This window comes from Paenibacillus sp. SN-8-1 (genome assembly GCF_050995535.1).
GTDB lineage: Bacteria > Bacillota > Bacilli > Paenibacillales > Paenibacillaceae > Fontibacillus.
Window position 1 is genome coordinate 2,767,328 of record NZ_CP194782.1, and the last position, 20,880, is coordinate 2,788,207.

Below are 20,880 nucleotides of genomic sequence, written 5' to 3' on the forward strand. Positions count from 1 at the left end.
TTTAGGTGAGGGACAGTACGAGAACAGAAGCCGGCGGCAGTTCAAATTCAAGAACTCCATCCTTAAGAATCGCATCTTCAAAAGCCACAGGGGCAACATGATCCGGCTGCTCGAACGTGTTGTGCGCGTTCAGGGAAGTGTGCGTTAGAATTCGGCCAGTCACTTGTCTGTAATCCGCGCCCTCAATATGACAGCTGAACGTGGCAGCTTCTGCGTGGTGCAGATTACAAGCCGTCAAATGGATCGCTCCCTCTGAATCCTGAGATGCCGAGACACTGATCTGCGGAATCGATACATCCCCGTAGGTGTATTCCGGGCTGTCGAACTGAAGATTGAGCAGCTGATTATCCATATGTACCTGATACATATCGAACACATGGTAGGTCGGCGTCAGCAGCATTTTGTCACCCTCGGTAAGAATCAAAGCCTGCAGCACATTCACCAGCTGGGCAATGTTGGCCATCTTCACCCGGTCACAATACTTGTGGAAAATATTCAGGTTAATCCCCGCAACCAGCGCATCCCGTAGCGTGTTCTGCTGATATAGGAAGCCTGGATTTGTTCCCGGCTCCACATCGCACCAGGTTCCCCATTCGTCGATGATCAGACCGACTCTTTTCTCCGGATCATACTTATCCATAATTTCGGAATGCTTCACAATCAGCTCTTCCATGTAAAGGGTATTCTTCAATGTGGCGAACCACTCATCTGTGCCAAATTCTGTAGCAGAGCCTTTGGTTCCGAACCAGTTGCCGGATGGAATGGTGTAATAGTGAAGACTAAGTCCGTCCATCAGCCCCGCCGCTTCGCGCATCAGCACCTCAGTCCAGTGGAAGTGATCTGTATTCGCACCGCATGCAATTTTGTATACCTTATTTCCGCCGTAATTCCGAACATAAGTGGAACAATGCCGGTACAAGTCCGCATAATATTCCGGGCGCATATTGCCGCCGCAGCCCCAGTTCTCGTTCCCCACGCCAAAAAATTGCAGAGACCAAGGCTCGTCACGGCCGTTATCACGACGCAGGTTCGCCATCGGAGACTCCCCGTCAAACGTCATATATTCCACCCACTGCTGCATTTCGCGAACAGTACCACTGCCAACATTGCCGCTGATATAAGGTTCCGTATTCAGTAGCTCGCACAGACGCAGGAATTCATGTGTTCCGAAGTGGTTGTTCTCTTCAACCCCGCCCCAGTTGTTATTGATCATTCGCGCCCGCTCGGACGCCGGACCAATTCCATCCAACCAATGATACTCATCGGCAAAACACCCGCCCGGCCAGCGCAGAACCGGGATATTCAGGCGCTTCAGAGCGCCGAGCACATCGTTACGAATCCCTTCCGTATTGGGAACTGGCGAATCTACACCCACCCAAAGCCCCTCATATACACATCTGCCCAGGTGCTCCGCGAAATGTCCGTACAAGTGACGACTAATTTGACCTTTCTTCTCTCCTGCATTTAGCTTCAAAGTTATCATTTCAGTTGTCCTCCCCACCCTATATTTATTGTTTAGGCGCTGCTTGCTTGCCCCATACGGAGATCCCCTTCTCATCCATTCCGGTAAAAACAAGCGTCTGGCGATTCTGCTCCCAGTCCCAGGATGGCAGAAGCTGAACATGATCCGTCTTCCCCTTGCCTGCCTCGGGATTATCCCATGTCAGGGTCAGCTTAAATTTACCGTCAAAGGACCATGTTCCTTGACCCGAAGGGCCGTTAACGGACCCATCGTTCTTTAGCTCAATTCGGCTTGACTCCACTTGACCATCAACAGACGGGTCTATAATCAGGTAATCCCATCCGCCTGTAATCAGAGATTTGGGAATATTCTGCTGGGTCTCCCCCGCATATCGCTCCGGTGATACAACAGGCCAGCCGTCCTCAGTCCACAAGATTTTGCGGACATGCAGGTAGGACCAATTCTTATCCTGTTCACCCCTTGCATGATTGACAATGAAGTAATTCTCCCCATCCTTCAGAACGGAATTATGTCCGGGAGCAATCCATCCCGGATCATCCCCAGGCCGGTAACCGCCCAGAATTTTATTACCTACCTCATACTGGGGCTCGTAAGTTGTATCCGTCATTTCACGGCCGTTATAATCCACATATGGACCCGTAATGGAGTCGGAACGGGCTACCCGTACGTTATAGTCTTCAAATAAGGAGTCATAAGAGACGAACAAATAATACTTCTTGAACTTCTCGTTATATATGATGTATGGACCTTCTACCGCTCCGTCCTCGGTGACCCGGTCCCGCGCGGCAATCAAGGTGCCGAACCCGGATTCAGCAGGTTTGCCAGTCTCGGGGCTCAGCTGAATGATATGAATTCCTCCAAAGAAAGAACCATATACCATCCACATCTTGCCGTCAGCATCCGTTATGACATTGGGATCAATCGCATTAAGCGCGTCATTATTTCTCGTCTTAATGACTGCGCCCTTATCGGTCCATGGCCCCTCGATAGAATGGGATGTGGCTAATCCGATCATGGATTGTCTGCTTCCAAAGGTAGAAGCTGAATAATAGAGACGATAGGAATCCTTGTATTTCACTACATCCGGCGCCCATAATCCAACAGCACCAGACCAGGCTTTGGCTTCAGCAGGTACACCCGGCAGGGCGTACTGCACCCATTTCCAATGAATGAGATCCTCCGATTTCCGGACCATGACGCCGGGCTTTGGTTCCCCGCCCACCTTCACATCCGTCGAGAAGACATAATATCCTTGATCTGTCTTGATAATGCCTGGATCATGAGCATTGTTCACGGTCCAGTTGGCCTCATTGTCAATCGCAGAAGAATCATACATGGTGATATCGCCGGGAGAGGAAGGGAATACGGGCTTCGCCGTATTGTCCGCCGTACATCCGCCAGCCCCCATCAACAGAAGCATAGGAATAACCATAATCGCCCTCCATTTGGCCTGTGGGATCATCCCTTAACACCTGAGATGGCCACCGACTCAATAATTTGTTTTTGGAACACCAAGAACGTAATCAGGACCGGCAGCAGCGCAATGATAGAAGCTGCCATGATTAACGGGTAGTCCGTCTGAATGGCATAAGTCGCATTATAGTTGGCAATAACCAGCTGCAGCGTCTGAGTCTCCGGGGAGTTCAGATAGATAATCGGCGCCAAATAGTCGTTCCAGATCCCCATGAACCACAGGATGAGCTGAGCGGCAACCGCAGGCTTGATGAGCGGGAACGTGATGGTCGAATATAGTCTGAAGTAGGAGCTGCCATCAATTTTGGCCGCCTCAATAATCTCATTAGGCACACTCACCAAATATTGCCGGATGAAGAAGATCATCACGATATTTCCGAACAAACCCGGAATAATCAAAGGCAGCAGCGTATCAACCCACCCAAGCTCCGAGAACATAATGAACTGCGGGATCATCACTGCCGGATAAGGAATCATAATCGCTGAAAGCAGCAGCAGGAAGATCTTGTTCTTGTGCGGAAATTTAAGCTTTGCAAATGAGAAAGCGGCAAGACTCGAAGTGAAAGTACCCACGATTGTTACACTCAAGGCAACGATCAAGCTGTTCGTAATCCCCGTAAGCAACGGGCCTTTCTCCCATATCTCCGAGTATTTATCCCAGTGAAATACGTCCGGGATCCATTTCGGCGGAAGTGCAAATACATCCTGCTGATCCTTAACGGATGTGGTAAGCATCCATAACAGCGGGGCAATCATGAAGATCGCGCCTATGGCTAGTAAGATAAAAATTAAGATGTTGGCCGTTCTTCTTCTTTGTGAATGGGACATGTTCATATTCGCTCCTTTCTCCTTGTGATCAATCGGCCTCGTAGGATGATTTCTCGTTCATTTTGAATTGGATTAGAGTAATCACAAATATGAATAGCCCGAGTACAACGGCCATGGCTGAAGCGTAGCCCATTTGCAGATTGCCGAAGGCTTTCTGCCAGATGTAGAACACCACAGATGCGGAGGAATACTCTGTGCCTCCAGTAGGCGTCATGATGTTAATTTCAGTGAAAATTTGTGATCCGCCAATAATGCTGGTCACGACGATGAAGAACGTCACCGGCTTCACCATCGGCCAGGTAATATGCCTGAATGATTTGAAGCCCGTAGCCCCATCGAGCTCTGCCGCTTCATAATAGGTTCTTGGAATGCTCTGGAGCGCGGCCAGATAGAGAAGCATGGTATAACCAAGACCTTTCCATACGGTCATAATGATGATCGCGGGCTTCACAGTATACTTGTTGGCGAGCCAGTTCGGTCCCTTGATCCCTAACAGGTCCAGGAACTGATTCACAAGTCCGTAATCTCCGTTGTAAGCCCAGTTCCAGAGAATAGAAATGGCAGCCAGAGATGAAATGACCGGGACGTAGTAGATGACGCGAAACGCAGTTGTTCCGGGGATTCTTCGATTAAGTCCGAGAGCCAGCAATAGGGCTAGGAATAATCCAATCGGAATTCCTATCATCATGTAAATGGTGTTAAATGCAGCCTTATAGAACAAGTCATCCGAGAATAGATCCTTAAAGTTGCTTAGGCCGACAAAGCTCATTTGTCCAAGTCCGTCCCAGTCCGTCAGAGACCCGTAGAAGGAATAGATGACCGGGTACAGTGTGAAAATCAGCAGTCCCAAAACGGGAGGAAGTATGAACAGATACCCGTAAATTCTCTCTTTTCGATAGAGATTTGATTTGGTTTCCATGGGGTTTCACCTCAGCTTCAGATACCGGAAAGGAAAATGATGTTAGCCATCAGGCAGCTAACATCATATATTCCGGTTAATGATTACTTCTTGGATTTGTTCTCCTGCTCGATGGCTTTGTCGAGCAGCTTCTGCATTTTAGGCTGCTCCTGCTTCACGTAATCCGCCGCAGACATTTTACCGTCAAGAACCGGTTGGATATCTGTGAAGAACAAGTCGTACCATTCTGAATTGTAAGTGAAGTTAGCTGGAAGAGGTCTTCCGTAATCCTGTACGATTTGAATGAACTCTTCTTTGTTAGCTGGCTTCGTAGATGTATCCTCTGCCCAAGTTTTTGCCATATCAACCATGTTAGGAATTTGTACTTTAGCTTTAACTAGAGCGTCCATACCTTCCTTGGAGGAAGTCAGGTAGTTCACAAGCTCCACGGCTTCGTCCGGATATTTAGTTTTCTTGGATACCCCGATACCAAGGGAACCCGTCCATGTTGCCGATTTGCCAGTAGACCCGGCTGGGTAAGGAATAAGATCATAATCGAACGGCAGCTTCTCATAGGTTGACATATCCCATGGACCGACCGGGAAGAAGGCAAGCTGTCCTTTCATCCAGCGCTGATACGTATCGAGTGTCTGGGAATCTGCAATGGAAGGTGTGACTTTAGCCACGTTCTGCAGATCGGCCAGGTATTGAAGTGCTTCGGCGAACTTAGGATCATCCACAGTGACCTTAGTCTTCGAGGAGTCGATGAAATCCGCACCGTTACTCCATACAAAGGCCTGAAGTGCCCAAGTAATATTGAAGCCTGATCCGAACTGATCGAGCTTCCCGTCCCCATCGGTGTCTTTGGTCAGCTTCTTCTGCACATCCAGGAATTCAGCCCATGTCATTGGCTTATCCTTATCCGGCAGTGGAATGCCGGCCTTCTCGAACATGGTCTTGTTATACCCAAGCGCAAATGGGCCCACGTCCTTCGGCATACCGTAGATATCACCTTGGCCCGCCATATTGCCGTCATAACGATAGAGATCCACGCCATATTTCCAGATGTTATTCAGATCAATATTCTTGTTCTTCTCGATATATGGAGAAAGATTCATAAGTACGCCGCCGTTCACGTACGCTTTGAGATCACCGGAGCCGAAATAGAACACGTCCGGAAGCTTATTCCCGGTAATGGCTGCCTTCAGCTTGGTTGCGTATTGATCACCTGTAGTGATAACTGTCTTCACTTTAATATTCGGATGATCCTTCTCAAATTGCTTGACAACATTCTTGTACGCTGTCTGCTCATCCGGACCCCCGCGGAACATGAAGGTAAGCTCCTTAGTTCCTCCTTCAGCACTGCTTGACCCGCTTTTGCCACACCCTGTCAATACAGCCGAGCATACGAGAATCAATGATAACAATGTTAACCAACCTTTTTTCTTTGCCACAATAACCCCTCCTATAATCTAATAAGAAATAGAAAGAACTGGAGTTGGTCTAGCCAGGAATGCAGGTCTCTCACAAATGGGCTGGCTGGATACAATTCAATTCAACCTATTGAAACCGGAATTGTTAGCGCATTCAATCAATCTGATGAGTTCACCTTGCTCAAGCGGATTACATTCCACGAGGCTTTAGCAAGCCGCCCTCGTACATAACCGTCACGGTACTCGGCAGTCCCTCTGGAATGAGGTCTTACCTTCTCTTCGTTCGCCGTGTTCACGGCTTTCAAGTCGTCATGTTCAAGCACAATATGCTCGGCTAGACGATAACCCTCGAACCCGCGTACATCACATTCCAAATCAAGCGCTTCTTCCAGATGGCGGTTAACTGCGAAGATCGTCAATTCCTCAGCTGCTTCGTTGAAGACTACTGCGCTGTCCAGATAAGGGACATCCGTATAATCCTGCGCGTCGTACTTCGGAGAATCCACAATAGGCATGAGTGAGACGCCCCGCCCATATTGTGACGCGTGCAGATAAGGATAGAATATCGTCTGCTTCCAGGCTCTTCCGCCATTCTCAGTCATGATTGGAGCGATGACGTTGACAAGCTGGGCAAGACAAGCCATCTTCACCCTGTCCGCATGTCTTAGAAATGTAATCAACATGCTTCCAACAAGTAGTGCATCCTCGAAATTATAGACATCCTCAAGCTGCGGAGGCCCGATACTCCAAGGTTCAAGCTTCGCATCAGAGTCATTGGAGTGATACCATACATTCCACTCATCAAAGCTGAGCATCATCGTCTTCTTGCTGCGCTTCTTCGCCTTGATGTAATCGCAAGTCGATGCGACGGTATGAATGAAATGTTCCATATCCATCGACCGGGCCAGGAAATTAGCCGAATCGTTATCCCGGTTCCCGTAGTATTGGTGAAGAGAGACATAATCCGCTACATCATAGGTATGGTCCAGCGTTACCGCTTCCCACTCCGGGAAGGAAGGCATTCCGGTACTTGAGCTTCCGCAGGACACCAGCTCTATCGAAGGATCAACCAGACGCATGGCTTTGGCGGTCTCGTAAGCAAGTCTGCCATACTCCTGTGGAGTCTTCTGCCCAATCTGCCATGGACCATCCATCTCGTTCCCGAGGCACCAGGTCTTTATCTTGTGCGGCTGTTCAAAGCCATGCTGACGACGCAGATCACTCCAATAACTGCCTCCAGGATGGTTGCAGTACTCCAGCAAATTTCTCGCTGCGTCTACACCGCGGGTTCCAAGGTTCACTGCCATCATGACCTCTGAGCCAACTTCCTTGGCCCATTTCATGAACTCGTTCGTTCCGACTTGGTTAGGCTCAACCGTTCTCCATGCCAGCTCCAAACACTTGGGACGCTTCTCTATCGGACCTACTCCGTCCTCCCAGTTATACCCTGATACAAAGTTACCTCCTGGATACCTTATAATAGGTACATTCAATTCTTGTACGAGCTGCTTAACATCCTCCCGGAAGCCATCCGGATCTGCTGCCGGATGCCCAGGCTCATAGATCCCACCGTATACGGCCCGCCCTAAATGCTCTATGAAGGAGCCGTAGATCCGGTTGTCAACTTCAGCTATTCGGAATGCTTGATCCACGACCATCCTTGCTTTCAATGCAGTTAATGACATGTGTTCACCATCCGTTTTAAAAATGATTGAAATAGTTTATAATATATTAAATGAATCCGTTTACATACTTAAATTAACACATATTATTTACGTTGTAAATACATTTATCTAAACCTTTTTATATTTATGTAAATCAAATCAGAAAAACGGCTGAATTTCGGATATTTCCTTACTCTATCAACGTTTTTATTCAAATACATCTAAACTCCCTCTGTTATTTATTACAAAAAACAATAGTATACTTTAGAAATATTACAATATTTAATTCACATCTTTCTTTAAACTCTTGATTAGTTTATAATTATCTAAAATAAATTTTTATCAAATAATTCACTTGGAAGAAGGTTCATGACCTATGATATACATTAAGGATTTGATGAGCGGGATTGAGATCTTCAAAGCATTAAGCTCTGAGATAAGAATTCAGATTCTTGAACTGCTGGCTAACAACCAGGCGTTGAACTTGAACGAGCTTGCCACGAAGCTGAATTTGAGCAACGGGGCGATTACCATGCACATTAAGAAGCTTGAAGAGAGCGGACTTATCGAAATCAATACATCGGTTGGGAAGCACGGCATCCAAAAGATTTGTTATTTGAATAAAGATAAATTGATTGTTGATTTGCGGAGCAAGGATATGGAGAATTTATACGAGGTGGACATTCAGGTAGGCCATTATAGCGATTATCAGGTCTCTCCCACTTGCGGACTTGCAACCAAGGACAGCATTATCGGAGATTTTGATGATCCCAGATACTTTGCTGATCCGCAGCGCATTGATTCCGAGATTATCTGGCTGTCTGAAGGCTACCTGGAATATCGGATTCCGAACTATCTAAAGCCGAATCAGACCTTCCGGGAGATTCAGTTCTGTATGGAGCTTGGATCAGAAGCACCGGGATACTGTGACAACTATCCGTCTGATATTTATTTCTACTTAAATGGTGTTGAACTCGGGTTCTGGACTAGTCCAGGCGACTTTGGAGATACCCGCGGTACATTCAATCCGGAGTGGTGGCCGCCCCACCTCAACCAATACGGCATGCTCAAATTAATCCGGATTAACAATGAGGGCAGCTTTATCGATGGCTGCCGGATTTCGGATGTAACTCTGGACCAAATCCAGCTGAACTATAAGAGCGAGCTCACCTTCCGCATTGCGGTTACAGATAAGCCGGTTAACAAGCGGGGCTTGACCATCTATGGCAAGCATTTTGGCAATTACGGCCAAGATCTTTCAGCGCGTGTGCTGTATAACGTGGAAGAGCCATAACAAGCGAAATAAGATAATATATTTAGAACATACTCAGGTAAAAAAAGGATCACGTCTAGCTAATGGACGTGATCCTTCTGTTTGTTAAGCTTCGTTCAATGCACGAAGAAGTGTATGACGATTGCGCAGACGATGAGCCTGGCTCAGGCTCCGTTTAAGCAGTTCATCATCGATCCCCAGCTCGGTCCTGTCATTAGGACCGCCCGCAATCCGCAGCAGATCACGGATTGTGGATTCTGGAGGAATCTCAGCTATCCATTTCCGAACCTCTGAACCATGTTCCCTTAGTGCTTCTGGCTCTGCCCCGGGAAAGATCCCCTCATCCACGGCCTTGTGATATAGATGTGAGATCTCCGCGCAGGCAACACCTACCTTCGCCCCATGGAGCAGCGCTCTCCTGCCGAGGCGCAGGTATTCCATCTCCCAATAATGGGAGAGATGGTGTTCAGCGCCGGAAGCTGGGTGCGATTGTCCGAATAGTAGCATGGCCATGCCTGATTCGATAAGTGCGGTCATCAGTGTCCGGATGCCCTCTTCTGTTCGATTCCCGATTGCCTCCACCTGATCTACACAGGACTGAAGCGCCCGCTGGGTTATTACAGCAGCCTGTTCATCATATGGTTCGCCCGCAGTAAGGTGTGAGAACTTCCAGTCGAACAATGATGTGTACTTGCCGAGCATATCCCCGAACCCGGCTGCAACTAACGGCTGTGGAGCTTTAACGAGAATATCCAGGTCGGCAAATATGGCAATGGGAGGAACGGCCGCCACCGTCGTCTTCACACCACGGATAATTAGCGGTGCCCCGGCAGAAGTGAAGCCATCTACTGAAGGCGCGGTGGGAACAGAGATAAAGGGTACCTTCGTCTTATGACTCACAAAACGGACGACGATATCATGAATCGTCCCCGATCCCACCGCAATCAGACAGTCCGTCTGATCGGGGTTCGTGCTTAGAAGCACTTCAACAATCGATTGCTCATCAGCAACACAATCTCCCTGGGGATTCGGACTAATTCGCAGCTGGCTAACCGGGATCCCTTCATGTTCAAGCAGATTCATGAGCTGCTCCCCTGCAGCCTTATACGTATTCTCGTCAGCAATCAGCTGCACTTCCGAATACTTCCGCTTCTGCAGGAATGACGCAACCTCATGAAGGGCGCCTGGGCTGAGCGACACTTGCTGGATCGCTTTAATATCGTTCAAGGTACTCATATCAGCAGACAGCCTCCTAACCTGGTGTATCTTTTATTCGGCAGATTTCTTAATCGCCTTCAGACGCTTCATCACGTCATTCTCACCGCGTCCAAAATAATCATGAAGCTTGCTGTACACCTGATACAATAGTTCATAAATCTCCACATTAGCGGGAATCGGCTTGAAGGTCTCTTCCTTAACTCTGGCCATGCTTGCAGCCGCATCAATGATCGAGTCGTAACCCCCTGCTTCCGATCCGGCAGCAACCGCGGCGAACATGGCCGCTCCAAGAGCCGGTGTCTGCTTGGAGTCTGCAATATAAATTTCGCGGTTAGTCACATCAGCGTAAATTTGCATAAGCAGACGGTTCTTCTGAGGCAGCCCGCCACAAGCATAGAGTGCATCTACAGGAACCCCATTCGAGTGAAAAGCATCAACGATCTTCCGGGTTCCAAATGCAGTAGCCTCCAGAAGTGTTCGGTAGACTTCCTGCGGCTTGGTTAATAGCGTGAGTCCAAGAATCATGCCGGTTAGATCGGTATCTACCAGAACGGAACGATTGCCGTTCCACCAGTCGAGTGCAAGCAATCCCGTCTCTCCAGGCTGATACTTGGCTGCTTCTCTCTCCAGCCATTGGTGAACCCCCAGCCCTTCCTGGACGGCTTGCTCTCTCACATATGCAGGGAGCGACTCTTCTACGAACCACTCAAATATATCCCCAACGGCCGATTGACCAGCTTCATAACCATACAGTCCCGGAATAATGCCATCTTCAACAACGCCGCACATGCCCTCTACTTGCTTCTCTTCAGTACCAAGCAGCATATGACAGATGGAGGTTCCCATGGCCATCACTAATTTCCCAGGAGTAACCACGCCAACGGCAGGAACCGCAGCATGAGCATCCACATTACCTACCGCCACCGCGATACCCGGCTTAAGACCGGTGAGTTCTGCCATCGCTTGGGTTAACCCGCCTGCTGGTGATCCCAGGGCAATGACCTCACCGCGGAGCTTCGTATCCGTAAGGTTCTCGAGTCTCGGGTCAAGTGCCTTAAAGTATTCTCGGCTAGGGAATCCCTCCTGCTTATGCCAGATCGCTTTGTATCCGGCTGTACAGCTGTTCCGTACAATCTTCCCGGTCATTTGGGAGATAACCCAGTCTGTTGCTTCCAGAAATAGATCTGCACGATCATAAATCTCTGGAGCTTCGTCAAGTATCTGCCAGATCTTTGCGATCATCCATTCCGAAGAGATCTTCCCGCCGTAGCGGGGCAGGAAGGTTTCCTCGCGCTCAGCAGCAATTTGGTTAATCTTGTCGGCTTCCGGCTGGGCGGCATGGTGCTTCCATAGCTTCACCCAGCTGTGAGGATCATTTACGTATTCCTCACGGAAGCAGAGCGGCTCTCCAGCTTCATCAACGGGCAGCATAGTACAGGCCGTGAAGTCAATTCCAACGCCTATTACGTCTTCAGGGTTAACTCCCGATTCCTTGAGGACTGCGGGAATGGATCTTCTAAGCACCTCCAGATAGTCATCCGGGTGCTGCAGAGCCCAGTCATGGGCAAGCTTGATCCCTGAACCCGGTAGATATTCATCTATAACATGATGAGGATACGGTGTTACATGATCGGCAACTTCTTGACCGCTCGATAAATCCACAAGTACCGCACGCCCCGACTGGGTACCGTAGTCAACACCAATCGTATATTTTTGTCCCATATTGGCTTCCTCCCGCTAATTGTTTGATTTTAAGTCGTTATTTCTGTCCGTAATAAGCGTTCACACCATGCTTCCGTAAATAGTGACGGTCAAGCAGCACTTGGTCCATTGGTGCGGATTCCGGATTAAGCGCGAGCATGCGTCCAGCGATCTTCGCCACTTCTTCCAGCACGACCGCATTATGCACCGCATTATGAGCATCTTTGCCCCAGACGAACGGAGCGTGTGCGTGAACCAGTACACCGGGGATGTGGTTAGGATCCAGGTCCTTGAACCTTTCTACAATCACATTCCCGGTCTCCCTTTCGTAATCTCCTTCGATCTCCGCCTTGGTCATTGGCCGGGTCACCGGAATCTCTCCGTAGAAATAGTCTGAGTGGGTGGTTCCATATGCCGGGAGAGCACGCCCCGCCTGTGCCCAGCTGGTTCCCCAAGGAGAGTGCGTATGCACAATACCTCCGATATCAGGGAATGAACGATACAATACGACATGCGTAGGTGTATCGGATGAAGGACGAAGATCTCCCTCAACAATCCGGCCCTCCAGATCAACTACAACCATGTGCTCTGCCTTAAGATCCTCGTAGGGCACCCCGCTTGGTTTGATCACAACTAGCCCCTTCTCCCGGTCGATACCGCTGACATTTCCCCATGTGAACGTGACCAGATTATGTTTGGGCAGATCCAGATTGGCCTCCAGCACCTGTTGTTTGAGTGCTTCAAGCATGTACAGACACTTCCTCTCCATTAAAATGTTGTACGTACAAGTTATAGTGTAAAAGTCCATTCATGGACTTTATCTATGTCTTATTTCCGTTTATGCACAGATTGACGCTCAATTAATTCCGGCTCGAATACGGTATCCTCAAAGGTACTCCCTTGTTCAATCATGCTGATTAGCTGCCTTGCGGCCATCTCGCCCATCGTAGTCTTGGGATGAGTTAACGTGGTTAGACGAGTGCCCAAGGACAGACTGGAGTCGTCGAACCCGATAAAAGAAATATCCTCCGGAATACGCAGACCACTTACCGCGGCTGCTTCCATAAGCCCCACAGCTAATTCATCGTTGTAACACACAAAGGCCGTTGGCCGGTCCTGCTCACTGCTACGAAGAAGCTCCAGCGCCTGTTTGTAAGGAAGATCCTGCTTCTGCTCTGTGGTATAAGTGACTACATGCCGCGGAGATACGGTGATTCCATGCTCCCGATGGGCATGCAGAAAGCCTTTTAACCGATTCACGCCCTGCAGGTCATCCCGCTTGAAGAAGCCGGCAATCTGTGTATGGCCGTTCTCCAAAAGATGCGCCGCCGCCTTATACCCACCCGCCTCATCGTCCACCCTAAGACTTGGACATTCGAGCTCACGATACTTCTCGTTAATCATCAGGTAGGGAATATTCTTTTCCTGAAGCTCCAGGAAATAACCTAGATTCGGATTGCCTTCCGCGCTTTTGGTCGGTTCAATAATGAGGCCGCTGAGGGGCTGGCTCGTCATTAGTTGGAGGCTCTCCATTTCCTTCTCTTTCTTGTTATCTGTGCTGGACAGCAGAAGCCGGTATCCCTGGCTGCGGAGCTCAGCTTCCGCTCCCCTCACAATATGCGGAAAGATATAGTCAGAGATATAGGTCGTGATCACGCCGATCGTCTTAACCTGCTCACCTTCACGCCTACCCGGGTTTCTTGCAAAAGTCCCCTTGCCCTGAATCCGTTCTAGCCAGCCTTCCTTCTCCAGCTCTCCAAAGGTCTGCCGGACCGTCTGACGGCTTAGCTTGAATTGTTCAGAGATTTCATTCTCGGAAGGAAACTGCTTGCCAGCCTGCAGCCTGCCTGACTCCAGCCAGGACAGAAGCTCTTTTTTCAACTGTAAATACTTAGGAATTCGTCTATTACTCATACGTCACCTCAGCCACCGCTCTAGTTATATACGGGTTATTGTAACACAGACTGGGTGAACGAAGCAGTTTTCATCGCTGCAAACGGTATGCCGCGTCACTCCATAACAATTCATTCTTGAATCTCGGGATCGTTGTGTTCTTATCAATAATGACAGCTTCAATCCCGGCCATCTCGGCGAAATCCGTCAGGTTCTCTGCGCTAATCGCATAAGAAAGCACCGTATGGTGAGCTCCGCCGGCCAAAATCCAGGCCTCTGCGGATTCGCGAAGAGACGGCTGCGGCTTCCACAACACGCGTGCAACCGGCAGCTTCGGCATTGGCTTCTCTACCTGAACGCCATCCACCACATTAACAAGCAGACGGAACCGATGACCCAGGTCTACGAGAGAAGCATTCACTGCCGCCCCGCCCTGTCCGTCAAAGACGATCCGTGCTGGATCTTCCTTACCTCCAATACCTAGCGGATGAACCTCGATCGATGGCTTGGTTGCTGCGATGGTCGGACATACTTCCAGCATGTGTGCTCCCAGAATCATATGATTGCCCGGCTCGAAATGATAGGTGTAATCCTCCATGAAAGAAGTGCTCTTGTTATCTGCCAGCACTTTAAGCACACGAGTCAGAGCTGCTGTCTTCCAGTCACCCTCTCCGCCGAATCCATACCCGGCTTCCATTAACCGCTGTACCGCAAGCCCTGGGAGCTGCTTAAGACCATGAAGATCCTCAAAGGTTGTGGTGAAAGCTCCAAATCCGCCATCCTTCAAGAAGCGTTTGAGCGCAATCTCAAGCTTGGCTTGATACGCGATGGAATCCCTTACCGGGCCTGCGCTTAGTCCTTCCTTGGTAATGGTGTATTGCTCCGCGTATTCCGCAAGCAGCGCGTTCACTTCAGCATCGCTAACCTCCTGAAGCACCTGAACGAGATCACCAACTCCATAACCATTTACAGACCATCCAAGCTTGATCTGTGCTTCCACCTTGTCGCCATCGGTAACAGCCACTTCACGCATGTTGTCACCGAAGCGGGCAACCTTTAGTCTGCGGCTCTCTGCATAAGCAGCGGCGGTGCGCATCCAGCCCGCGATTCCATCACGGACCTCGCCATCTTCCCAATGCCCAACTACAATTTTGCGAGCGATTCCAAGACGCGCACCGATATGGCCATACTCACGGTCTCCATGTGCAGATTGATTCAGGTTCATGAAATCCATATCAATCGTCTCCCAAGGAATATCCCTGTTGAACTGGGTATGGAAATGAAGCAGCGGCTTTTGCAGCTGGGACAGCCCGGCAATCCACATTTTTGCAGGCGAGAAGGTATGCATCCAGGTCACAATCCCGGCACATGATTCATCGCTGTTCGCCTCAAGAATGAGCTTATATATTTCATCCGGTGTAGTTACGATCGGTTTGAAGATGATGGGGTAAGTGAACTTGGAATCCTTGTCCAGCTGCTCCGCTATAATGTGGGAGTGCTCTGCCACCTCTTGAAGAGTCTCGGGTCCATATAAATGCTGACTTCCTGTTACAAACCAAAATGAATGCGGTTTCAAACTCATTTACTAACGCCTCCCGAATAATTGGATAGATTAATTCAATTCAATTAGTCATACGTACAAGTTATGTTAAATTGAATATTTATCAATATATGTACGTACAACTTAATCTGAGATCATTGTATCTCCTTCCTTAAAAAAATACAACCCTCTTTTCTGTCATTCCAGGCGATTTGTCAAATAAAAAAAGCACCTCAGCGGTGCTTGTCATATTATCTCTCGTGTATCATTTATCAAGGATTACCTTAAAAGTAGTTCCCTCACCCAGCACGCTGACTACTGTGATCTCTCCTTCATGTAATTCTACTATCTTCTTCACGAGAGAGAGACCGAGTCCGCTCCCCCCTGCCTCACGATTCCTTGACTTATCAGCTTTGTAGAATCGCTCGAAGATATGAGTCATGTCCTCAGGAGAAATTCCGATCCCGTTGTCTGCAATCTGAACTTCAACCTGGCTTCCCATTTTCCTTAGACCGATCTTGATCCACCCGCCAGGCTTCGTGAATTTAATACTATTATGAAGCAGGTTGATCCATACCTGGCTCATCAGGTCTTCCTCAGCTTTAATCATCGTTTCTTCAAGCTCGAGTTCAATGTTGAGGTCTTTGCCGCTCCACTGGGTTTCTGCCGATAGGACTACCCGTTGTATTTGCTTATCGAGCCTGTAATGCTTCTTCTCGAACAACGGTTCCGCGGATTCCAGCGCGGTCAGCTTCAGCAGATTATCACTCAGCTTGGAAAGCCTTTGGCTTTCGGATTCAATAATGCCAAGATAATGCCTTCTCGTCTCTGGACTAACCTCTTCCTCCTGCAGTAAAGCCCTGGCGAATCCTCCTATAGACGTAAGCGGGGATTGGATCTCATGGGATACGTTCGAGATGAAGTCCTGCCGCATCGTCTCCATCGTCCCAAGCTCGCTGACCATTTCATTGATTGTCGCCACCACTTTTTCAAAGCCTTCGTCATACTGCTCTATATCCAGACGAACCGAGAAATCGCCTTTGGATACCCGCTTCATTGCGTCTATAATATTGTTTATTTTTCGAATTTCTCGTTTTCTGAGCAGTAGACTTATGATTACAATGGTTAGAAGAAAAAGGAAAATACCTATTCCAAAATAGATCAGATATCCCGCATACTCCCGCATGGAACCTGGCTTGCTCTGGTAGAGTGACTTAACCCAATATGCTCCTGAAGCGGCTCCAAATGCGACCACAATAAGCATAAGTATCCCCAGAATTTGCTTCATAACGATTTTGAATTTTTTCAATCTTGAACCTCCAGCCGGTAACCCAGACCCCGTATTGTACGGATTCTAAATTTGCATTTCTCTTCAGGGAACCGCTCTCTTAGCCGATTGATATGAACATCGAGCGTTCTCTCGTTTCCTTCAAAATCATAGCCCCATATCTCTTCAATCAACTGATCACGTGTTAACGTTGCGCCCGGATAGCTTGCCAGCTTGAAGAGCAGTTCGAACTCCTTCAGAGGCATATTGAGCGCCTCGGAGCCCAAAGTGACCTCATAGATTCTGCGGTTCATTTGAACCAATCCCGCTGTAACTACCTGAGAGGAGGATATCTGATATCTCTTGAGCAGAGCCTTGACTCTGGCCAACAGAACAGGGGGTTCAAACGGCTTCACAAGATAGTCGTCGGTCCCAAGATCAAATCCCTTTACAACCTGGGAAGTCTCGCCCTTTGCCGTCAGCATGAGAAGAGGAAAGTCATAATGGGCACGCAGCTCCCTGCAGAGCTGCCAGCCATCCATATTCGGCATCATGATATCCAGAACGACCATATCCACCTTTTCCTTCTCCAGCAGGGCCAGTGCCTCAAGTCCGTCCGAGGCTTCAATACTCTCCATCCCCGCTCCCTCCAGAAATACGGTCACCAGCTCCCGAATGTGAGGATCATCATCCACTACCATGATCTTGGCCATCAGAGATCACCTGACTTCTCTATTAAATCTTGTTCTTCCACAGCAGAATTCTGGAATTGTTGGGTGGCGAATTTCCTATACATCTCATGGGACTGCAGCAACTCAGCATGAGTGCCTCTTCCCGTGAGCTTGCCTTTCTCAATAAAGAGAATCTGATCAGCTCTTACGACTGTGGACAAGCGGTGTGCGATCACAACAGTCGTTCTTCCATTCATCAAGTTAAGGAGTGCCTTCTGAACCACCTCTTCGGATTGGCTGTCTAGGCTCGAGGTAGCCTCATCCATCATAAGGATCTTGGGATCTCTCAGAAGGGCTCTGGCAATGGCCAGACGTTGACGCTGTCCTCCCGACAGCTTAACCCCCCGTTCTCCAACATCCGTCTCAAGCCCACCGGGCAGCTCCCGAATGAATTGATCAGCATAGGCCATCCCGGCCGCCTGCCAAATTTCCTGTTCACTAACCTCACGGTCTATCCCATAGCACATATTCTCCCTGATTGTTCCGGCAATCATCGGACTGTCCTGGGAGACATACCCGATCTGTCTACGCCAGGATCTTAACGAGAATCCGTCAATGGGCTGATTGCCAAGCAGGATTCGTCCTTCATTTGGTATATAGAACCTCTCTAGCAAAGAGAAAAGGGTTGTCTTACCGCTTCCGCTCGGTCCCACAATAGCAGTGACTTTACCCGGCTCCATCTCAAAAGAAATCTGATGAAGAATCTGCTCCTCACGGTTATAGCTAAAGGACACGTTCTCAATACGAATGGGCTGATTCGCTGCAAAAGACTCTGATCCCCCTGCATATTCTTCCTCTTCCGCATTCAGCGTCTCAATCATACGCTCAGTGGCTCCCTTGGCCTTCTGGAATTGAGTGAAGAAAGTTGTCAGCTGCGTCATAGGCATCACGATCTGAATAAGGTACAGGATATATGCGACCAGTTCCCCGGCAGTGAATACACCACTGGATACCTGCATCCCCCCGTAACCGATAATAATAACCAGCAGCATCATAAGAACAAGAGACATCACGGGACCAATCCAGGCACTTACCTTCCCTTCCCGAACACCGAAGCGGAAGAGGCTTGTAATCCCCTCTTTTCCTTTTATATATTCCTTGCTTTCGGCATTGGATGCCTTAACTAACCTGATCTCGGAGAGTACCTGATTGATTGTTGCCGCGAACTTAGCCGTCTCATCCTGCATACCTAAGGAGATCTTATACATCTGGCGTCCCAGTGGAACAAGGATAAGCGCCGCTATGGGGATCACTGTGAACATGATCAGGGTCATCCGCCAGTTCAGATACAGCAGAACTGCTATAGAACCTACAATGGAGATGACTCCACTAAAAAATGCAGTTGCATGATCGGAAATCAGAGTTTTCAGTATCAGCGTATCATTCGTCATCCGGCTGCTGGTCTCCCCGGTCCGATTATGGTCGTAGTAGGATACCGGCAGGACAAGCAGCTTCTTCCACAGGCGGTCACGCAGGGAAGCCACCACCTTCTGACCGGCATAGTTGAGCAGATAGATCGATACTCCACCCGCGATTGTCTGAGAAATAAAAGCCGCGGCTATAAGCACAATCTGTGTGGAGCTTATCGAAGACAAGGAGAAGCCATCAACCAGAGTCTTCGTGAACATAGGTATAACAAGACCGACCAACGTGGAGATGACACTCAGGACAATCGCGAAGGCGAGTGCAGGAATCGAAGGCCGAGTTTCACGAATTAAGGTGAACAGCGAACCTGATTTGGAGGTTTTCTTGTTATTTAGCAGCATATCATTCATAAGTTTCTCTTCCTTCCTTACCGCTTCTTCGGCACTACCAAATATCCGTAAGAGAATAATAACTTATAAATGTGAACTGAACTTAAACCTGAACGATTTAGGGCTACAGCTGCTCGATCTCTACACTGTGCACATGGTCAATCTTTTTGATAAAATAATAAATCTCCGTAGTGTATTCCTTCTCAGGAGCTGCAATCACCATATCAATTCGCTGCCTGCCATCGTCGAGGTCTTTGATTCTCAAACGGCGAATCTTGTGAACGGGTCCCGCGGAAGGCTGGCCGGGTATTCTCTTCCGTTCAATGTGACGAATTAAATCGGTCATATAATCATTCGTCTCCATCACAATCTTCACAGAGACATCTCGTTGATTGAGCTTCTCAGGCCCAATCGATTTAATAAGGTAGGGTACAAAATTAACGGCGATGATTAGCAGTACAACCGCTACTACAGCTTCAATATAGAATCCTGCCCCGATCGCAATTCCAAGTCCGGAAGCCGCCCAGATCATTGCGGCCGAAGTAAGTCCCGAAATAGCGTCATTACTCCTTCTTAAAATCACACCGGCTCCCAGAAAACCTATACCGCTGACGATTTGCGCGGCAAGCCGCATCGGATCCATGTTCGGATGATTCGGTCCAGCAAAGCGGGCAAAGGACTCAATCGATACAAGGGTGACCAGACAGCTTGCGACGCAGATCACCATACTTGTCTTAATGCCTAGCGGCTTCTGCTTCAGCTGCCTGTCGATTCCGATGAACAGACCGAATAGAAGCGCGAGACACATTTTAATAACCATTTCAAGTTCCATCATGTGCATTCCCTTCGTATGTATAGTGTGAGTATAATTGTAATTCTCCTTTTTTGGCAAATTAACACGTATCCATCAAATTTGAAACACAAAAAAAGAGCCTTACGGCTCTTCTTTAGCTTAGTAATACAATATGAAGCTGGAACAAATATTATTAGAATTTAGCCGCGAGTTCAGCAGCTCTCTTCACGCCATCTTCAATGATAGAAGCGGCACGGTCTGGGAACTGGTTGTGACCTTCTACAACTACCACCTCAGGATTAGTAATTCCCCAGAAAGCAAGTGTAGTCTTCACATAGTTAAGGGACATTTCCATAGCACTCATTGGAGCTTCGGAGTATACACCGCCGCGGGCCTGAAGCAGAGCAACTTGCTTGTTGTTAACAAGGCCAACAGGACCTTCAGCTGTATATTTGAACGTCTTGCCTGCTTGGTTCAGGTAGAACAGATAAGTCAGAAGCTGAGCCGGAATCGTGAAGTTCCAGAGCGGGAACGCGAATACGACTTTATCAGCACCAAGAAATTGATCCAGGTAAGTATTAGCCAGATCAGCCAGACGCTGTTCTTCAGGCGTTGTTTCGATACCGTTACCAAGCTTGTACAAGCCTGTCATCATGTCGTTATCGAAGTATGGCAGATCTGCTTCGAACAAGTTAAGTTCAGTAACCAGATCGTCCGGGTGAGTTTCTTTATAAGTCTTCAAAAAGCTCTCATACAATTTCACAGTCACGGCTTGCTCAGCCGGTCTGTTGTTTGCTTTCACAAATAATACGTGTGCCATTAGGAAAAACCTCCTGTAGTTGTTTATTTAATCAGAGAAAGAACTTATATAATGTAACTTTCTTTAGTATAGTATCTGTTATTTTTATTTTTGTCAACTTCTTATTTAAGC

17 protein-coding genes are annotated in these 20,880 nt (G+C 48.4%); 1 reads left to right on the forward strand and 16 read right to left on the reverse strand.

The window, feature by feature from the left end:
• Position 1: 1 nt before the first annotated feature.
• The 6 genes from ACRRNK_RS13165 to ACRRNK_RS13190 form a co-directional block, all read right to left on the reverse strand.
• Positions 2 to 1,483: an alpha-N-arabinofuranosidase gene (locus ACRRNK_RS13165; protein ID WP_433943196.1), complete on the reverse strand. Its 1,482-nt coding sequence runs from the start codon at positions 1,481 to 1,483 to the stop codon at positions 2 to 4.
• Positions 1,484 to 1,508: 25 nt separating this feature from the next.
• Positions 1,509 to 2,909, reverse strand: coding sequence for an arabinan endo-1,5-alpha-L-arabinosidase (locus ACRRNK_RS13170; protein ID WP_433946891.1), 1,401 nt, complete (start codon positions 2,907 to 2,909; stop codon positions 1,509 to 1,511).
• Positions 2,910 to 2,941: 32 nt separating this feature from the next.
• The gene (locus tag ACRRNK_RS13175; protein ID WP_433943197.1) at positions 2,942 to 3,784 is read right to left on the reverse strand and encodes a carbohydrate ABC transporter permease; all 843 of its coding nucleotides are present in this window, start codon (positions 3,782 to 3,784) and stop codon (positions 2,942 to 2,944) included.
• A 28-nt stretch (positions 3,785 to 3,812) separates the two neighbouring features.
• Complete coding sequence (locus ACRRNK_RS13180) at positions 3,813 to 4,703, reverse strand: carbohydrate ABC transporter permease (RefSeq protein WP_433943198.1); 891 nt, start codon at positions 4,701 to 4,703, stop codon at positions 3,813 to 3,815.
• A gap of 83 nt (positions 4,704 to 4,786) precedes the next feature.
• Positions 4,787 to 6,136, reverse strand: coding sequence for an ABC transporter substrate-binding protein (locus ACRRNK_RS13185; protein ID WP_433943199.1), 1,350 nt, complete (start codon positions 6,134 to 6,136; stop codon positions 4,787 to 4,789).
• Between the two features lie 137 nt (positions 6,137 to 6,273).
• Complete coding sequence (locus ACRRNK_RS13190) at positions 6,274 to 7,800, reverse strand: alpha-N-arabinofuranosidase (RefSeq protein WP_433943200.1); 1,527 nt, start codon at positions 7,798 to 7,800, stop codon at positions 6,274 to 6,276.
• A gap of 355 nt (positions 7,801 to 8,155) precedes the next feature.
• Between ACRRNK_RS13190 and ACRRNK_RS13195 the strand changes: the two genes are divergently transcribed.
• Entirely contained in the window at positions 8,156 to 9,073 is a 918-nt protein-coding gene (locus tag ACRRNK_RS13195; protein WP_433943201.1) for an ArsR/SmtB family transcription factor, read from the forward strand.
• 84 nt (positions 9,074 to 9,157) lie between these two features.
• On the opposite strand, the gene ACRRNK_RS13200 is transcribed toward ACRRNK_RS13195, so the two are convergent.
• From ACRRNK_RS13200 to ACRRNK_RS13245, 10 genes are all read right to left on the reverse strand, one after another.
• Positions 9,158 to 10,288, reverse strand: a complete 1,131-nt coding sequence (locus ACRRNK_RS13200; RefSeq protein WP_433943202.1) for a sn-glycerol-1-phosphate dehydrogenase — start codon at positions 10,286 to 10,288, stop codon at positions 9,158 to 9,160.
• Between the two features lie 33 nt (positions 10,289 to 10,321).
• Positions 10,322 to 11,992: a ribulokinase gene (locus tag ACRRNK_RS13205; protein ID WP_433943203.1), complete on the reverse strand. Its 1,671-nt coding sequence runs from the start codon at positions 11,990 to 11,992 to the stop codon at positions 10,322 to 10,324.
• Between the two features lie 37 nt (positions 11,993 to 12,029).
• Positions 12,030 to 12,719, reverse strand: a complete 690-nt coding sequence (gene araD, locus ACRRNK_RS13210; protein WP_433943204.1) for an L-ribulose-5-phosphate 4-epimerase — start codon at positions 12,717 to 12,719, stop codon at positions 12,030 to 12,032.
• Positions 12,720 to 12,799: 80 nt separating this feature from the next.
• Complete coding sequence (locus tag ACRRNK_RS13215; protein ID WP_433943205.1) at positions 12,800 to 13,885, reverse strand: GntR family transcriptional regulator; 1,086 nt, start codon at positions 13,883 to 13,885, stop codon at positions 12,800 to 12,802.
• 70 nt (positions 13,886 to 13,955) lie between these two features.
• The gene (gene araA / locus ACRRNK_RS13220; protein ID WP_433943206.1) at positions 13,956 to 15,446 is read right to left on the reverse strand and encodes an L-arabinose isomerase; all 1,491 of its coding nucleotides are present in this window, start codon (positions 15,444 to 15,446) and stop codon (positions 13,956 to 13,958) included.
• A 223-nt stretch (positions 15,447 to 15,669) separates the two neighbouring features.
• Positions 15,670 to 16,713: a sensor histidine kinase gene (locus ACRRNK_RS13225; RefSeq protein WP_433943207.1), complete on the reverse strand. Its 1,044-nt coding sequence runs from the start codon at positions 16,711 to 16,713 to the stop codon at positions 15,670 to 15,672.
• Positions 16,710 to 17,384 carry a response regulator transcription factor gene (locus ACRRNK_RS13230; RefSeq protein WP_433943208.1) on the reverse strand — a complete coding sequence of 225 codons (675 nt, stop codon included), beginning with the start codon at positions 17,382 to 17,384 and terminating at the stop codon, positions 16,710 to 16,712. The genes ACRRNK_RS13225 and ACRRNK_RS13230 overlap by 4 nt, the downstream gene beginning before the upstream one ends.
• Positions 17,384 to 19,168, reverse strand: a complete 1,785-nt coding sequence (locus tag ACRRNK_RS13235) for an ABC transporter ATP-binding protein (RefSeq protein ID WP_433946892.1) — start codon at positions 19,166 to 19,168, stop codon at positions 17,384 to 17,386. Before ACRRNK_RS13235 ends, ACRRNK_RS13230 begins: the two co-directional genes overlap by 1 nt.
• 112 nt (positions 19,169 to 19,280) lie before the next feature.
• Positions 19,281 to 19,997, reverse strand: a complete 717-nt coding sequence (locus ACRRNK_RS13240; protein WP_433946893.1) for an MgtC/SapB family protein — start codon at positions 19,995 to 19,997, stop codon at positions 19,281 to 19,283.
• A 145-nt stretch (positions 19,998 to 20,142) separates the two neighbouring features.
• The gene (locus ACRRNK_RS13245) at positions 20,143 to 20,769 is read right to left on the reverse strand and encodes an FMN-dependent NADH-azoreductase (RefSeq protein WP_433943209.1); all 627 of its coding nucleotides are present in this window, start codon (positions 20,767 to 20,769) and stop codon (positions 20,143 to 20,145) included.
• Positions 20,770 to 20,880: the final 111 nt, after the last annotated feature.

What these genes read in the sequence shown, in the direction of transcription:
- ACRRNK_RS13180 (WP_433943198.1), bottom strand. Translation starts at nt 4,703, where the DNA reads ATGGAAACCAAATCAAATCTCTATCGAAAAGAGAGAATTTACGGGTAT.
- ACRRNK_RS13175 (WP_433943197.1), bottom strand. Translation starts at nt 3,784, where the DNA reads ATGTCCCATTCACAAAGAAGAAGAACGGCCAACATCTTAATTTTTATC.
- ACRRNK_RS13245 (WP_433943209.1), bottom strand. Translation starts at nt 20,769, where the DNA reads ATGGCACACGTATTATTTGTGAAAGCAAACAACAGACCGGCTGAGCAA.
- araA (WP_433943206.1), bottom strand. Translation starts at nt 15,446, where the DNA reads ATGAGTTTGAAACCGCATTCATTTTGGTTTGTAACAGGAAGTCAGCAT.
- ACRRNK_RS13205 (WP_433943203.1), bottom strand. Translation starts at nt 11,992, where the DNA reads ATGGGACAAAAATATACGATTGGTGTTGACTACGGTACCCAGTCGGGG.
- ACRRNK_RS13165 (WP_433943196.1), bottom strand. Translation starts at nt 1,483, where the DNA reads ATGATAACTTTGAAGCTAAATGCAGGAGAGAAGAAAGGTCAAATTAGT.
- ACRRNK_RS13200 (WP_433943202.1), bottom strand. Translation starts at nt 10,288, where the DNA reads ATGAGTACCTTGAACGATATTAAAGCGATCCAGCAAGTGTCGCTCAGC.
- araD (WP_433943204.1), bottom strand. Translation starts at nt 12,719, where the DNA reads ATGCTTGAAGCACTCAAACAACAGGTGCTGGAGGCCAATCTGGATCTG.
- ACRRNK_RS13235 (WP_433946892.1), bottom strand. Translation starts at nt 19,168, where the DNA reads ATGCTGCTAAATAACAAGAAAACCTCCAAATCAGGTTCGCTGTTCACC.
- ACRRNK_RS13230 (WP_433943208.1), bottom strand. Translation starts at nt 17,384, where the DNA reads ATGGCCAAGATCATGGTAGTGGATGATGATCCTCACATTCGGGAGCTG.
- ACRRNK_RS13240 (WP_433946893.1), bottom strand. Translation starts at nt 19,997, where the DNA reads ATGCACATGATGGAACTTGAAATGGTTATTAAAATGTGTCTCGCGCTT.
- ACRRNK_RS13215 (WP_433943205.1), bottom strand. Translation starts at nt 13,885, where the DNA reads ATGAGTAATAGACGAATTCCTAAGTATTTACAGTTGAAAAAAGAGCTT.
- ACRRNK_RS13195 (WP_433943201.1), top strand. Translation starts at nt 8,156, where the DNA reads ATGATATACATTAAGGATTTGATGAGCGGGATTGAGATCTTCAAAGCA.
- ACRRNK_RS13190 (WP_433943200.1), bottom strand. Translation starts at nt 7,800, where the DNA reads ATGTCATTAACTGCATTGAAAGCAAGGATGGTCGTGGATCAAGCATTC.